Source organism: Gudongella sp. QWL-04 (assembly GCF_058683975.1).
On record NZ_CM178754.1, the window covers coordinates 979,761 to 995,283 of the forward strand.

Below are 15,523 nucleotides of genomic sequence, written 5' to 3' on the forward strand. Positions count from 1 at the left end.
ATTTAGATTTTGTCCTTTATTGTCCTCTCAATTAAATCCTGGTCAGGCACAAATGGTACGGTGAGATGATCCTCTCCCTTAAACTGTTTGTTGTATTCTAAAACAGTTTCGATCGAGTTTTCATTTGTCGCCCAAGCTCGTCGGGCGACTCCTACCATAACATCCCAAGGCATAGCAGTTTTTAATATATCATCTACTCTTACGCTGCCATCAAGAACCATTCCGAAACCACCGTTTATAGATTTCCCAATACCTACTCCACCTCCGTTATGGAGTGCTATAAGGCTCATACCCCTTGCTGCATTTCCTGCAAAACACTGCGTTGCCATATCTGCCATTACATTGCTGCCGTCCTTAATGTTAGATGTCTCTCTGAATGGCGAATCTGTTCCTCCGGTATCATGATGGTCTCGTCCAAGCATAACCGGACCAATTTCTCCATTTCTTACCATCTCGTTGAACCGCAGAGCGATCTTAAGCCTACCCAATGCATCCTGATAGAGTATCCTGGCTTTGGTTCCCACTACTAGCTTATTCTTTTTAGCGTCTCTTATCCATATATAGTTATCCCTGTCCTGTCCCCTTCTTTCCGGGTCAATACAATCCATAGCAGCCTTATCAGTTTTATCCAGATCCTCTTCCCTGCCACTTAAACATACCCACCTGAATGGTCCATAGCCGTAATCAAATAGCATAGGTCCCATAATATCTTCAACATACGACGGGAAGATAAAGCCTTCCGTTTCATCAACTCCATTCATTGAAATATCCTTTGCACCTGCATCAAATACAGCCTTCATGAAGGAGTTGCCGTAGTCAAAGAAATAAGTTCCTCTATTGACCAGTTCTTTGATCAAGTGATAATGCTTGATCAAGGATTGATTTACTAGACCAATAAAGCCACGTTTATCCTCCGAAAGCATCCTGGTTCTATCTTCAAAGCTCAACCCTTGAGGACAGTAGCCGCCATCATATGGAGCATGGCATGAGGTCTGATCTGATAGGAGCTCGATATGAACATTCTTATCGACCGCATACTCCAGTAGATCTACAATGTTTCCGTGATAAGCCAATGCTAGGGCCTCCCCCGATTTAGCTGCACTATGCGCTCTATGGAACAGCTGATCTAATTCATCAAAGGATTCGTCTATCCACCCTTGATCAAGTCTTGTTTTTATCCTGGAACGATCGACCTCTGCTATTATTCCAACCCCGTTGGCAATTTTCGTGGCTTTTCCCTGCGCTCCACTCATACCTCCCAACCCGGAGCTGACGAAAATATGACCTCTCAGGTCTGCCTTTTCATCTATCCCAAGCTTCATCCTGCCAGCATTTAATATTGAGTTGTATGTTCCGTGTACTATTCCCTGTGGGCCTATATACATCCAGCCTCCTGCAGTCATCTGTCCGTAATTTGCCACTCCCATCGCTTGAGCCTTTATCCATTGCTCCTGATTGTCAAACATCCCTATCATCAGAGAGTTGGTTATGATGACCCTTGGGCTCTGCTTTGACGATTTGAATAGTCCCAATGGATGACCTGACATAATTACTAGAGTCTGACTGTCATTCAATATCTCGAGATATTGTTTTACCAGCCTATACTGCATCCAGTTTTGGAAAACCTGGCCTGTCTCACCATAGGTCACCAACTCATAAGGATACAGTGAAACGTCGAAATCAAGGTTGTTGTCTATCATTACCTGAAATGCTTTAGCTTCGATGCAATTCCCATTGTATTCATCTATTGGCCTTCCTTTTATCTCACCCTCTGGTCTATATCTGTAGCCATAGATCCTTCCATAAGTGATGAGCTCGTTCATAAATTCCGGAGCTAAAATCTCGTGCAACTCCTCAGGTATATACCTTAGTGCATTTTTTAACGCCAGAGTCGTCTCATGCCTGGAAAGTGTAAGCTCTCTTTTAGGGGCTCTCCTTATTCCAGGAATAAATTCCTGTATTTGGGGAAGAGTCTTTGGCAGTTTAATCTCCATACCTTCATAAATCATATCGTTACCGATCATGACAGCCCTCCTACTCCAATTTTCCAATAACAGCTTCAACCTCATCCAAAATCATATTAGTCTTTATAAGATCTTCTGATTTATTTATATCCATATACATTATCCTATCTTCATGTAAAACATGGATTTCTTTTCTTAAAGTTTGATAGGCTACTTCTGTTCCTATACCAAGCTTGTCTTTCCCTCTGAGATCTATAGCCTGACATGCTGCCATTAGCTCCATGGCGACTACCTTCCTGGCATTTTTCAGGATCTCCATTGCCTTTCTGGCAGCAATAGTACCCATGGAAACATGATCTTCCTGGTTTGCAGAGGATGGAATGGAGTCGACGCTTGCAGGATGTGCCAATACTTTATTTTCGGAAACCAAAGATGCTGCGGAATATTGGACTATCATAAAGCCTGAATTCACCCCTCCCTTAGAAGTCAAAAATGCAGGGAGACCATTACTTAGAGATGGATTTACAAGTCTTTCCAATCTTCTTTCAGAAATATTTGCCAGCTCAGAAACTGCTATACCTAGAAAGTCCATCGGAAGAGCAATAGGCTGTCCGTGGAAGTTTCCCCCTGATATCACATCCTCCTCATCTGGAAATATGATGGGGTTATCAGTTGCTGCATTCATTTCGATCTCTATCTTTTCTTTTATGAAAAGCAGGCTGTCTTTGGTAGCCCCATGTATTTGAGGGGTACATCTCAAGGAATATGGGTCCTGTACTCTCATTTCGCCTTGTTTTGAAGTCATGGAGCTCCCTTCCAGCAGTCTTAGCAGGTTCGCTGCTGAGCTGATCTGGCCTATGTGACCCCTTGCAATGTGTACTCTTGGATCCATTGCATCCGTTATTCCGTTAAGGGCCTCCATAGTCAATGCGGCTGCTATGTCTGATGTCTTTGAAAGGTTTATTGCATCATGAAGTGCAAATGCACCAATGGAAGTCATTACCTGAGTTCCATTTATAAGAGCAAGTCCTTCCTTTGCTACAAGGGTCACAACGGGTATACCTGCAATATCCATAGCTTCTCGTCCGCTCATCCTGGCTCCATTATAAATGGCTTCTCCCTCGCCGATCATTACAAGAACCATGTGCGCCAGGGGTGCTAGATCTCCACTGGCACCGAGTGATCCCTTCTCAGGTATTACTGGGTGTACCTTTCTGTTCAGCATTTCAATAAGAGTCTCAACTACTGAAAGCCTTATTCCAGAAAGTCCTTTTGACAGGGCATTTGCTCTTAGAAGCATTATCCCTCTTACAAATTCTTCAGGCAATGGCTCACCTACTCCGCAGGAATGGCTGATTATTAGGTTCCTTTGCAATTCAACTGTTTCTTTACAGCTTATTACAACATCGCTGAATTTTCCAAAACCGGTTGTTATACCATAAACTACACGTTCCTCTTCTACAAACCGATCCACCAAATCTCTTGATCTTTTAATTCTAGTTTTGGCATCATCATTCAGCTCCACCTGTATTCCATGTCTAGCTACGAGGATAAAATCTCTCAGGTTCATATTGCTTCCGTCTATGTACACCTTATTCATTCTTCTACCTCCAATACATTATTATATTAACAAGATGAAGCGGCGCAAAAAAACCACAGCAGGGCTGTGGTTTTGATTTTTTGAATTTTCGTGAAGCAATAATACTTTAGTCATATTATCCCCACTTTTATTTGTTTGAAGGTATTATATCATACAGGTAAACTATGTTCCACAATTATTTAGAAGGAGAAGTACAGCTGTCTCTTATGATGAGTTGAACCGGCAGCACAATAGTTTGCTCTTCAACCTTTTCTCCCTGTAATACCTTAAGTATCCTTCGGATCGAAACCGCACCTATGTCATAGTATGGTTCCTTTATTGTTGTCAACATCGGTCTGAAGTAAGATGCCAGCGTTATGTCACCATATCCAACTACCGAGATGTCTTCAGGTACCTTTATATTATGATCATACAGGTAGTTGATCAAACCTATCGCTATTTCATCTTCACAACAGTATACTGCTGTGATTTTCCCCTCAAGCAGCCTCTCGACTATCCGATTTCCCAGTTCATATCCGTTCTCGATCTCATGACCATCCACTTCAAAGACTATTGTATCCTCGCCAAGATTACCCATCCATTCTCTGTAAGCTTCAAGCTTATGCTTTTCAATAGTAAGCTCGACATCCTTTTCCTGAGTAACATATGCGATCCTTCTGTGTCCTTCTTCGGCTAAGTACCTCATGACCTTGTCGCTGGCTTCCTTGTTATTTATAGAAACATTAGGACTCTCAAGAACATTATAGTATTTATTCAAATAAACAAAAGGTATCCTTGACATGTTCAGGAAAGAAAGGACATCATTGTTTAATATCTCAGAAACGATTATAATCCCAGCTACCTGTTTCTGCATCAACAACTGAGAAAACCTTAACTCCGACTCTTTATCTCCATAGCTGCTGCAAAGTAGAAGATCATAATTGTACATTCTTCCAACTTCCTCAACACCTCGGATTATTTGCGCAACGTAAGAGCTTCCAATATCATCTACTATAATTCCTATTATGTTTGACTTTTTAGTTACAAGACTTCTTGCAACCTCATTAGGCTTATAGCCTAGCTCTTCGATGGCCTTAAGAACCCGCCTCCTTGCTTCAGGACTTACAGGTTTAGAATCATTGATTACTCTTGATACCGTAGATATAGATACCTCAGCCATTCTTGCAACATCTTTGATAGTAACAGTCATAATACCCCTCCCCGCTGTGATCATATTTCAATTCACAGTTCTGAATAAATTATACTAAATTGGCGGAAAATACACTACCCAAAACTTCTATATACTTCAAATCTTTTTGTTTGAACTCTCGTCTGGACAAAGGGACCTCAACTAGAATTAGCCCATAAATGTCACCATTGATAATAATTGGGCATATGGCCCCTGAAACATACTCATTTGCCGGTTCATCCTCACCTTCTAGCCCGGATCTTAAGTAAATATAACTTTCTGATTCTCTCGACTCAGATACCCTGTACAGGTACTCAGATGGTAAAAGGATATCTGCAGAATTCTTTGCCTTGGAGCTAGCAGCAATACATTTTAACTGATTATTGGAGACTGTATAAATTGCAGCATTCCTTCCCTGAGTTGAATCAAGCAAATATCCTAAAAATAGCTCAAGCTTATCCTCCAGGCTCATATCTCGTTGAATGAGTAGTGCTGCGTCCGATAAAGCACCTATTCTATCAGAATCATTTTCAAATCCACCTACAACAAGGTCATGCTCCAATTTGAATTTGCTGGCAATCGATCCCATGTCATCATTCCATAAAGCGACGCTGTTCCTGCCAAGTACCTCCTTGGCATGATACATCGCCAGATCTGCTCTAAGGATTAGATCCTCTGGCAGCTGCCCATCCTCAGGGTATAAAGCAATACCGATACTGGCAGTTATTTTTTGCTTCAAGCCTTTAACAACCATTGACTCGATAGATGACCTGATCTTGTCAGCAACGGCTACCGCAGACTCGGAATCGACGTCTTCAATAATCAATAAAAATTCCTCGCCCCCGTATCTACCGGCTGTATCGGTGATCCTGACGGAGCTTTTTATGACCTCTCCTATTGCAGTCAGGACCCTATCTCCCATTTGGTGTCCATAGGTATCGTTAATGGACTTGAATCTGTCGATATCAAGCATCATGCAGGCAAATCCCCTGTCGTTGATCGAATAGTGCTGGATAGCATCGGAAAGCCTTCTTTCGACGATATTTCTTCTGTATGTTCCAGTCAACTTATCATAAAAGGAGCTCCTGTACAACCTGTCATTCTCTGAATTCAAATATATCAACCAAGAGAGATCCTTGATCATATCAGAACGTATAGTATCAAATCTGTTTACATTACTAGTTGTTAAGAGCAAAACATAGCCATATACCTTGTTTCTGAAATAAGATTGTCTTCTGTCCATTGTTTTGTCAGAAAGTCCTGATGAAGTCAGTATCGGAACAGCAATCAACCCGGAAATCTCATCCTCGATATGTGATTCCAGTATGTGGCATTGCTTGCTTGAAATATCCCTTCTGATCAAAACAGAATCCCCGTCTTTTAAGGTATTTTCAATAATCAAATTCAGAGGAAAACTTTCAGACGTTCCATATTTTATAATCCTGTTCTCGTTACCGTCAGAATTGTACAAAACGATGTATCCCTGCTCTGCATTGGATTTTATTGCAATAAACTCAAGTATTTTATTTAGATTATCGCTAGCGTTGCTATCCATGGAAGAGAGAAGTTTGGTTGTGTCAATACAACACTTGGATGCTTCATCACCTGAAAAAATCCTTAGAAACAGACTCTCATCCAGCTTACTGAGGTAATTTTCTATGGTTGGTTCGAAATCCCTGTTCAAACCAGTGATTGCGAATAAACTTTTATCGATTATTGGTATCATCAAATCCAGCAAGTAGAATTTCCTGAAATCTGGACCGATATTAACCTCTCCAAGCATTCTCATCGCTGTTTCATAGTAGTCCAGATTGGTTATCATGACCTGAAATGCTTCATGATATTGTTTGTTGTCTAAGAGCTTGGCAGCTAATGCTATGTTTGTATAAAATCTAGGTATCAATATTTTATGACCGCCAGATTTTGAATATTCAATTGCAGATAGAAGAGATGAGTTGCTTCCCTCAACAATCAGCTCAATCAATTTAAGATCTAGCTGGTATTTATCTATGACCTCCGCGCTCTCCAGCCTCTCAAATTCATGAATCAAGGATTTGCTAAGTTCCTCATTGCCAAAGTAGTGAGCAATCAAACTATATAACATTAGAAAATAAGCTCTATCATAGCTGCTCCCTTTACTTCTGTATTCCTCAACAACTTCAAAAATCTTTTTTTCATCTATCCTGAATCGTTCTATGAAATCGATATTTATAAGCCTTGTCTTAGCCTTCATATACTCCTTATTGCTTATGTCTAAGGATCTCTCCATTGAAGTTTTGCTGAATTCCTTAGATAATCTAAAATCACCAGACTCAAAATAGTACTGTCCAAGAAAATTCGTATACTGCATTAATACCTCTTTGTCCTGGATATAACCAGATCTGTTCATCTCCTTCAGGCTTAGGTATATCTCAAGCGCCTTATTGATTCTGCCTACTCTCAAAAACACGATCCCTTGAAGCACTGTCGAAAGAAAAAGACTCTTTTTATCATTTATTCTTCTAGAAAGGTCTATAGCACGATCCAGGAATATTTCTGCATTTTTGTACTCCCTGACATTTGTGAAAACCTCTCCAATATTACTTAAAAAGGTGGTCTGAAGTGACGTTAGTCCATAGTTCTCTGATATTTCAACACTTCGCCAGTAATAATCAAGAGCAAGTCTTTCAGATCCATAATACTCACTTTGAATACTTCCAATGTTATTGATTGGTTTAACCATATCAAATGGGCGATCAGATTTCTTATATCCCTCCAGCGCCATATTGTAATCACCGATAGCAGCTTCAGGATCCCCACACATATATTTAGCGATCCCTCTGATATTAAAAAGATCACCAATATAAGTCCATGTGTTATTGGCTTCTGATAAAATTATACCTTCATCTGCCATTGACTTTGTCATATGCGGATTGTCTACATCAAGATAATGCTTTGCCTGGAGCAATCTATAATAAATTTTCTCTTCAGTATACTCCTTGCCTTCCAGTCTTTTACTTATCTCATGTACCAACTCCTGAGATCTATTGATATCGTTGCTTCTAACAGACAGTTCCAGCTTATAAAGCAGCCCTCGGATTTGAAATCTGTCATCGCCTCTTGATTCTGCAGCATACATCAACTTGTCCAAATAAGCCTTCAACTGCACAGCTTCACCTTTTACTATCAAGCTATAACACAGTTTATCAAGTATCTCGATATCTTTAGGGTGGCTTGATGAGGAAAGGATATCATACACCTGTGCTAGAATAACTATTGAGGAATCCGTAAACATGTTTTTTTCTATGCCTATCCTTTCATAGGCAATATCAATTAGCTCATCAAATTGCTTAGATGAACTCAATTGGTAGAACAGCTCCTCAAAACTATATTCATTGCCAAGCTTTTTATTGTTTATCAGCTCATCTGCGATAGAATTATGGTTGGATTCTCTTTGAAGCTGGTTCAACATACTGTATAAATATTTCTTGATTTCTCCCTCGTAAATCCCCAATTCCTGCCCAAATTCAGTCTTGACCTCTGAAACAAGTCCTTCGGTCTCCAAGCTGGCTATGACCTCATCGATCTCCATGTCAGAAAAGCCTGTAAGCTTCTTAATTATTGCTTTCTTTGCAAAGCCTTCAAAACAAGATACCATTTGAAGCAGACTTAATTGCATTGGAGATACCGAATCTACTTTCTTCTTAAAAGCTCCTAAAAAGCTCTTGGGAAAATCGAGGTCGTCATATCTATCCTTTCGAATATTCCATAATCCCTCATTACTCATATACAACTCGCCGGTATCATAGAAATGGCGAAGCAAATGGACCAAATATCTTGGATTTCCCAAGGATTCCTTGTATAATAGCTGGGAAAAGTTTTTTGGTATGAACGCTATTCCAAGAATGGATTTTACTAATCTGCCAGTCGACTCTAACGAGAGATTCGATGTCTTTATCCTCAAAGCACCATTTCGATTAGCCCAATCCTCCAAAAGCTTCTCAGAATTCTTTCCAGCAGCACCCATTTGGTTATAGGTACATATCATAAGTATCCGATTGCCTTTGAATTTTGCAAGTAGAAAGTCGAGCATCTCCAAAATGGTCATACTGGAAAGCTCCAAGTCATTTATCCCAATAAATATGCTTTCAGTCTTAGACCTTCTTATCAAATTTTCAGCAATGATATCATAAAGCTTGTATAAGTTTCCGGGTAAATTCAATGAAAATTCGAGTTCATTATCTTCATGGACCAGCTTCAGGGCATCTCCTTGCTTCGTAAGCTTATATTTGATTTCCGCTACTCCCATTACATCTAAAATAAAATCACGGAACATGTCAAAGCCTATGGTTTTTCCACCCGCTATGCTTACTTCAGCTGCTAAACTTCCTCTGAGAGCGACCTTCCTTAGAAATGCTTCCAAGAGGTATGTCTTTCCCGAACCAATGTTCCCTTCTATAAGTGCAATATTATATAAGCTGGAGTTTGAATTGATAAAATCCTCGACCTGTTCTAATTCCTGGAGTTGAGATTCATGACCTATTGCTTTTATTGAGCTTAAATTTAGGTAACCTCTTTCCTTTGAATAGTCGGTTCCAATCGAAAAACCAAATAATTCCTCAAAGATTTTTCGTGCCTCTGAAAGCTGCATTTTCCTGCTTCCAGGGTCTCTTTTTAGATAATCTTCTATAATAGACTCAATTGCATGGAGTATTTCACTATCAGAGGAGATAATGGGATACAGATACTTTTTTATTAGGATCCCCAATGAGTAGTAATCAGCCTTGTGATCAACCGAAACGGTTCTATTGAATATCTCAGGGGCGATAAATTCCTGGATAGAGTTTATGCGCTCTATCTCATATAGATGCTCAACCAAGGTAGAAATATTTAGTAATTTGACATCCCCATCAGAACCTATATATACTTTTTCAGGACTTAATGCTCTGTATACAAACCCTTTGAAATGTAGATAATCCAAAACTTCCATGAGCTTCGCAATAACTATTGCCATATCTCTGGTACTCAGCTTCCCTTTTAAGTCCTCCAAAGTAGACATCTCTGTATACTCAGATAAAGCATAGTAAAGTCTGCCACCTATTGGCTTAATATTGAGGCTTTTAATGAGCTCGAACTCATAGGAGTTGAGAAGATATCGGTGTTTGATGCTCTCATACTCCTGGAAACTTTCTATAAAATCCTGGATGCAGCTATTGTGTTTATGAGGCTCCAAAATTTTCAAAAAATAGACCTGTCCCGGTTGATTAACCTTTTCAACCAGGTAGGCCTCTTCTTTTTTACTTTTAATATAAGTATCGAGAACCCTGTAATCATTGTTGATCAGCTTCATTCAAACGTCCTGCCTTTTCCCCATTAGTCTTCGTTCATTTCAACATAGAGCTTTTCCAAAGCTGATTTTAAGCCCTCGACCTCAGTCACTGAAAGACCCTCCAGTTTTACCTCAAGAAAGCTGATCCGCCTTTCTAATACCTTTTGCAAAATATCATGACCCTTTGTTAAAACAACAACGCGAACTACTCTCTTGTCCTTTTGATCCTTTTCTCTCTTAACGAGCTCATTCTTTTCCATCCTGTCTATCAAATCAGTTATAGTACTGCATGCAAGATCCATCTGTTGGCTTAGCTCACCTATTGTCATATCGCCATTATTGATTAACGTCTGTAGAGCAGTGAATTGTGGCACAGTGATCCCAAAATCGCTTAGGATCATCCTGCCGTTCTTTCTAATGATATAATCAACCTTCCTCAGATGCTTCTCAATGGACTCTACGTTTCTATCCCTGTTGTTATCCATCATCACCCTCCTAAACGAGTATGCTCAAACCCTTTGGAATTACTCTGAATTCTGCTGGAAGCTTGCCCCCATATTCTCCATCTATATCAACTACTATTTTTCTGTCAGATTTTACGACTACCTTCTGGGTTTTATAATATATCACCTTGGGATGATTTATGTGCTCACCTGTTAAAACATTGATGAATATATTGGCCAGTTCTGCAATATCTGCCTTTTTGATCAATACGACATCCAGAAGTCCATCAACTACATCAGCATCAGGTGCAAGCTTCGTAAATCCTCCAATTGACGAGCTGTTTGAAATAACAAATAATAATATGTCCTCTTCAGAAGTGAACTCTTCACTCTGAATGGTTATCCTTACAGTCTCCAGCCCCTGATTTGCAAGTTCCTTTAAACCTTCAAGATAATATGCCATTCTTCCCAATACAGCCTTGACATCAGGTTGAGCTTGATAAGCTACATTAGTAAGAAGCCCCCCAGCTGCGACATTTACAAAGTAATCCTCATTAACGCATCCAATATCAACATCTATAACTTTATCCCTCTTTATCAGATCAAAGAATTCATAGGTGTTTCGAGGGATTCCAAGATAATTCGCGAAATCGTTTACAGTTCCGCTGGCAAGGATTGCTATAGGGACTCTCCGTCCTCCTGTAACTATACCCTTAACTACTTCATTTACGGTTCCGTCGCCACCGCACACAACTATAAGATCAAAGTCCTCGTTACAGGTACGCCTCGCTTCCAACATAGCATCAAACTTGTTCTTAGTAAAATACTTCGCAAGAATATAGCCATCATCCAGCAATAGCTTACAAAGAGTATCAATTTTCTTTTCCATCGCTTGCCTGCCAGAAGATGGGTTTATAATAAATTTGATTCGTTTCATATTAGCTATCCTCTTCTTCATTTTGAGAAAGGCGCTCTCCACTATTTTTGAAAGCACCTTAATATTAGTATACCAGCAATTGAAAAGATATCAATCATGCTTGAAAAAAAGAACCCTTACGGGTTCTTTAATACTTCTTGAGGCTGCCTCGTACGATCTCAATTATCTCCTTGATGATCTCAATATAGCTGGTTACATTTTTAGCATTGAACTGAAATGCCAGAGCAGTCTCAGCTAAGGTATCAGTCAGCAATCCTACTGTGTCTTCAACAGTATGTCCCGTTTTGTCAACAATATTGGCAATATCGTCGATTTTCGAGGTTATACCGTTTACATTATGGACCACGCCGCTAATGTCTGGTGACATTTCTGAAACTAATTTTGTTGTTTCACTTGTAAGTTTGTTTATGTTGGCCGTGATTTCAGGCAGCTGCTTTATAGTAGAATCTAATTCCTTTGTGTTTTCCTCCAATAAGCTCTGAGCCTGGCCAATGGTTTTATTAACATTACGCAGTATCAGCAGTAGATAACCCAAGACCCCGATACCAAGCAAAAACAAAATCAACTTAAGCAAATCCTGTAATGTCAAGGTTACGTCCATATCAATACCCCCTTAGATTTGCGTAAGCTATTCTTTTGTCTGTTCTTCGTTAGATTCCTCTACGGCCTCTGCTACATCCTCAACCATTTCTTCTGCAGCTTCCTTGTCTTTCTTGACTTTCTCCTTCAAATCTCCCCAGTTCTTCTCCACTTCAGTCTTAACCTTGTCGAGCTGTTCTTTCGTTACATCAAGTTGTTCTTCAACTTTTTCCTTTACAGTTTCAGCGACCTCTTTTGTTTTCTTTGAGATATCCTCTCTGGTCTCCTTACCTGATTTAGGAGCAAAAAGTAAACCGGCAGCTGCTCCAAGAGCAGTACCTATTGCAGTACCAACGGCCACATTTTTTGCTGTCTCAATTTTTTTAGCTTTTTCCATTTGTTTTCTTTTTTCTTCGATAATCTTATTCAATTTCATAAGCAGATCTCCCCTTTGCGTTTTCTATACATTTCATTTACCCCAAATGAAGTCATATAATCAGTATTGTTCATATTATCAGCTTTTCGTATAATTGGCAAGTACACACCCAGCTGCGATTGGATTGAAAATACCTGGAATATCTGTTAAAATTGATAATACTATCTAACAAGACTGGGGATGTAAAATACTATGTATGATTTTCACGTGCACAGCGATTTTTCATTGGATTCAAAGACTCCTATGGAGTCGATAGTTAAAACTGCTATCGATAAAAACCTACGTGCCTTATGTTTTACTGATCATGTAGATTTCGAAGCCACAAAGGAAAAAATCGACCTGATGTTCAGACCACTGGATTATTTTAGGGATATAAACAGAGTAAAATATACATATAGGGATAAAATTGAAGTGTTGGCAGGAGTTGAAATTGGTATGCAGCCACACTTAGCTGACAGGTATGCTAAGTTCATATCAGATCATGGCTTTGACTTTGTAATTATGTCTATCCATGCAATTGACAACAAGGACATTTTCCTTGATTTTGATAAAATGGAACTATCTCAAGGAGAGATAATAAGCAGGTATTATGACTCCGTTCTTGATTGCATCAATTCCTTCGATAACTATGATGTTCTTGGTCATTTTGACTATATTGATCGTTATCTTTTTGCAGATGGAATGCCTATCAAATATGATGTCTACATGGATAAAATTGAGATGATACTAAAGAAGCTTGTTGAGAAAGGTAAAGGTATCGAAGTCAACACTAGCGGTTTAAGATATAATCTGGATAGCTTTCACCCTAAACCTCAGATATTAAAGCTTTATAGAGATTTGGGGGGAGAAATCATAACCATCGGCTCAGATTCCCACACTATCCATCATATTGGGTACGAGTACAAGCAGACTGAAAAAGCTTTAAGGGACCTTGGATTCAAATATATTTATATTTTCAGAGGGAGAAAAAAGTTCCCAATTCAAATTCAATAATTTCCATAAAAATAAAAACCCCGAAGGGTTTTTATTCTTTTTTGTATTCCCGCAATGCCGTCCTCTCAACTAATTCACACCCGCATAATTGCAGGTGGGTGTCCCGTCAAAGGCTTCTGACTACCTTCCTTGAAAGGCTTGTCATAGACCCCCGAACAACGAACTCCCGTATAAAACATGTCGGTTGAATTATATGAGAATAACGCACACCGCAGAAACTATTTATCTTCTTCTTGTTTTTATTATACTACTTTACAGCCCTGATTTCAATGATTTTCATATATTAGTTCGATTTAAACTGATAAAGTAACCCAATAATATCCGTAGGAAGAGGTGCATCAACCTGTACCCTTTCACCTGTTTCCGATGATTCAAATTCAATACTCGTTGCGTGCAGTGCCTGCCTGTGGATCTTGTTTGAAACAGAGCCATATAGAGGGTCTCCGATTATTGGATTTCCAATAGATGCTAAGTGAACTCGAATCTGATGTGTTCTACCTGTCAGCAGCTCGAGCTTGACCAAAGAAGCTCCATCAAGCCTTTCCAATACCTCAAAGCTGGTTATTGAAGGAAGACCATCACCCCTCACCTCTTGCCTGATTCCATCCTCGCTTACACCTATAGGTAGATCTATCATGCCTGAATTGTTTGAAATTGATCCTTCAACCACGGCAACATAGTTCTTTTTTAGCACCCCATTCTCCATTTGTCTTGCCATGTACTGATGTCCATATGAATTCTTAGCAAAAGCAATGACTCCAGATGTATCTCTATCCAGTCTGCTTATTAATCTGATTTTTCTTCTTAGTCCTATTGACTTGAAGTAATATGCAACACCATTAGATAGAGTCATGTCGGCAATATTCTTTGTAGGGTGAACGACTAAAAAAGGCGGCTTATTAAGTACCAGAACATCCCTATCCTCGTAAAGTATCTCAATGTCCATAAATTGAGGTTCTACATCATAATCCTCGTCTTCAATCATTATCTTAACAATATCTCCATAGCATAATTTTTGATTTCTATTCGCAGGACTATCATTCACCAGCAACTGCTTGGATTTTAATAGTCTTCGCATAAGTCTGCCTGATATCCCCTTTATCCCCATTAGCTCTTCCAGGTTATCACACCTATCCTTATTAGTAATTTCGATATAATTTCGGTCTCCAGCCATACAAGTAACTCCTTATCTTCTTTTAATAGTTCATTTGATGTGTTAAAATCATTATATCAGCTTTATAAATTCCTTTGAAGGGTGAGGCATAATGTCTAATGACAGAATAATAAATATCATATCGAATAAAAATTATGAGTCAAGAAAAACTGCTCGCCTACTTGTAGGAAAGCTGGCAGAAAAGAGCTTGATCCCATCGGAATCCTATAATAAGGATGCTGAACTCAATATCTGCATAGGCGGAGATGGGGCTTTCTTACGAGCAATACATCGGAATGCCTTCCCTCAGATACCATTTGTAGGTATCAACACTGGACACTTGGGCTTTTTTCAGGAAATCTCCCCTAAAGAGATAGACCTGTTCATTGACAGGTACCTCAAAGGAGACTATAAGACAGAAAACATATTCCTCGTCGATGCGAAGGTCTGTACAAAGAGCAAATGCTTCTATCTTACAGGGATAAATGAAATAGTAATAAAGGGAGTAAAGTCAAAAATTGTACATCTTGAAGTATATATTGATAACAATCATCTGGAAAGATTCAGCGGAGACGGTCTGATAGTATCAACCCCTGCCGGCAGCACCGGATATAGTTTCTCAGCAGGTGGAAGTATTGTCTACCCTAGTCTGTCATCCCTTCAGATAACGCCTCTGGCTCCCATCAATTCAAGCGCATACCGGAGTCTTCCAAATAGTGCCATTGTACCTGGAGAATCGATCATAATGATCAAGCCGGAATACAGATACGAAAATTCGATTCTTGTCGTAAATGACGGGATGGAGTTCAAATACGAAGGAATAGAATCAATTGACCTCACACTGTCGCCCAACAGTATCTATAAGCTAAACTTCAGCAAGGATATGTATTGGAATAATTTAAAAAGTAAATTTCTATAAAGATCCTGCCCGGAGGGCAGGAT

Annotated in this window: 11 protein-coding genes and 1 other RNA gene; 2 read left to right on the forward strand and 10 right to left on the reverse strand. The window is 39.4% G+C overall.

Features of this window, described 5'->3' with window-relative positions:
• Positions 1–2: 2 nt before the first annotated feature.
• The 8 genes from hutU to AC4PHB_RS05070 all read right to left on the reverse strand — a co-directional run bounded on the left by hutU (position 3) and on the right by AC4PHB_RS05070 (position 12,435).
• Positions 3–2,024: a urocanate hydratase gene (hutU, locus tag AC4PHB_RS05035; protein WP_492137532.1), complete on the reverse strand. Its 2,022-nt coding sequence runs from the start codon at positions 2,022–2,024 to the stop codon at positions 3–5.
• Positions 2,025–2,034: 10 nt separating this feature from the next.
• The gene (gene hutH / locus AC4PHB_RS05040) at positions 2,035–3,564 is read right to left on the reverse strand and encodes a histidine ammonia-lyase (protein ID WP_492137533.1); all 1,530 of its coding nucleotides are present in this window, start codon (positions 3,562–3,564) and stop codon (positions 2,035–2,037) included.
• 175 nt (positions 3,565–3,739) lie between these two features.
• Positions 3,740–4,753, reverse strand: coding sequence for a LacI family DNA-binding transcriptional regulator (locus AC4PHB_RS05045; protein ID WP_492137534.1), 1,014 nt, complete (start codon positions 4,751–4,753; stop codon positions 3,740–3,742).
• Between the two features lie 49 nt (positions 4,754–4,802).
• Positions 4,803–10,061: a diguanylate cyclase gene (locus tag AC4PHB_RS05050; RefSeq protein ID WP_492137535.1), complete on the reverse strand. Its 5,259-nt coding sequence runs from the start codon at positions 10,059–10,061 to the stop codon at positions 4,803–4,805.
• A gap of 23 nt (positions 10,062–10,084) precedes the next feature.
• A complete protein-coding gene (locus tag AC4PHB_RS05055) occupies positions 10,085–10,525 on the reverse strand; it encodes a MarR family winged helix-turn-helix transcriptional regulator (protein WP_492137536.1) in 441 nt (146 codons plus the stop codon).
• A gap of 10 nt (positions 10,526–10,535) precedes the next feature.
• Complete coding sequence (locus AC4PHB_RS05060; protein ID WP_492137537.1) at positions 10,536–11,420, reverse strand: diacylglycerol/lipid kinase family protein; 885 nt, start codon at positions 11,418–11,420, stop codon at positions 10,536–10,538.
• A gap of 127 nt (positions 11,421–11,547) precedes the next feature.
• On the reverse strand, positions 11,548–12,021 hold the full coding sequence (locus AC4PHB_RS05065; RefSeq protein WP_492137538.1) for a hypothetical protein: 474 nt from the start codon (positions 12,019–12,021) through the stop codon (positions 11,548–11,550).
• A gap of 27 nt (positions 12,022–12,048) precedes the next feature.
• A complete protein-coding gene (locus tag AC4PHB_RS05070) occupies positions 12,049–12,435 on the reverse strand; it encodes a YtxH domain-containing protein (protein ID WP_492137539.1) in 387 nt (128 codons plus the stop codon).
• Positions 12,436–12,627: 192 nt separating this feature from the next.
• Between AC4PHB_RS05070 and AC4PHB_RS05075 the strand changes: the two genes are divergently transcribed.
• Complete coding sequence (locus AC4PHB_RS05075) at positions 12,628–13,428, forward strand: histidinol-phosphatase HisJ family protein (RefSeq protein WP_492137540.1); 801 nt, start codon at positions 12,628–12,630, stop codon at positions 13,426–13,428.
• 42 nt (positions 13,429–13,470) lie between these two features.
• Here AC4PHB_RS05075 and ssrS read toward each other — a convergent pair.
• A non-coding RNA gene (gene ssrS, locus AC4PHB_RS05080) (6S RNA) lies at positions 13,471–13,649 on the reverse strand.
• Between the two features lie 62 nt (positions 13,650–13,711).
• Positions 13,712–14,602, reverse strand: a complete 891-nt coding sequence (locus tag AC4PHB_RS05085) for an RluA family pseudouridine synthase (protein WP_492137541.1) — start codon at positions 14,600–14,602, stop codon at positions 13,712–13,714.
• 91 nt (positions 14,603–14,693) lie between these two features.
• Between AC4PHB_RS05085 and AC4PHB_RS05090 the strand changes: the two genes are divergently transcribed.
• Entirely contained in the window at positions 14,694–15,500 is an 807-nt protein-coding gene (locus tag AC4PHB_RS05090; protein ID WP_492137542.1) for an NAD(+)/NADH kinase, read from the forward strand.
• Positions 15,501–15,523: the final 23 nt, after the last annotated feature.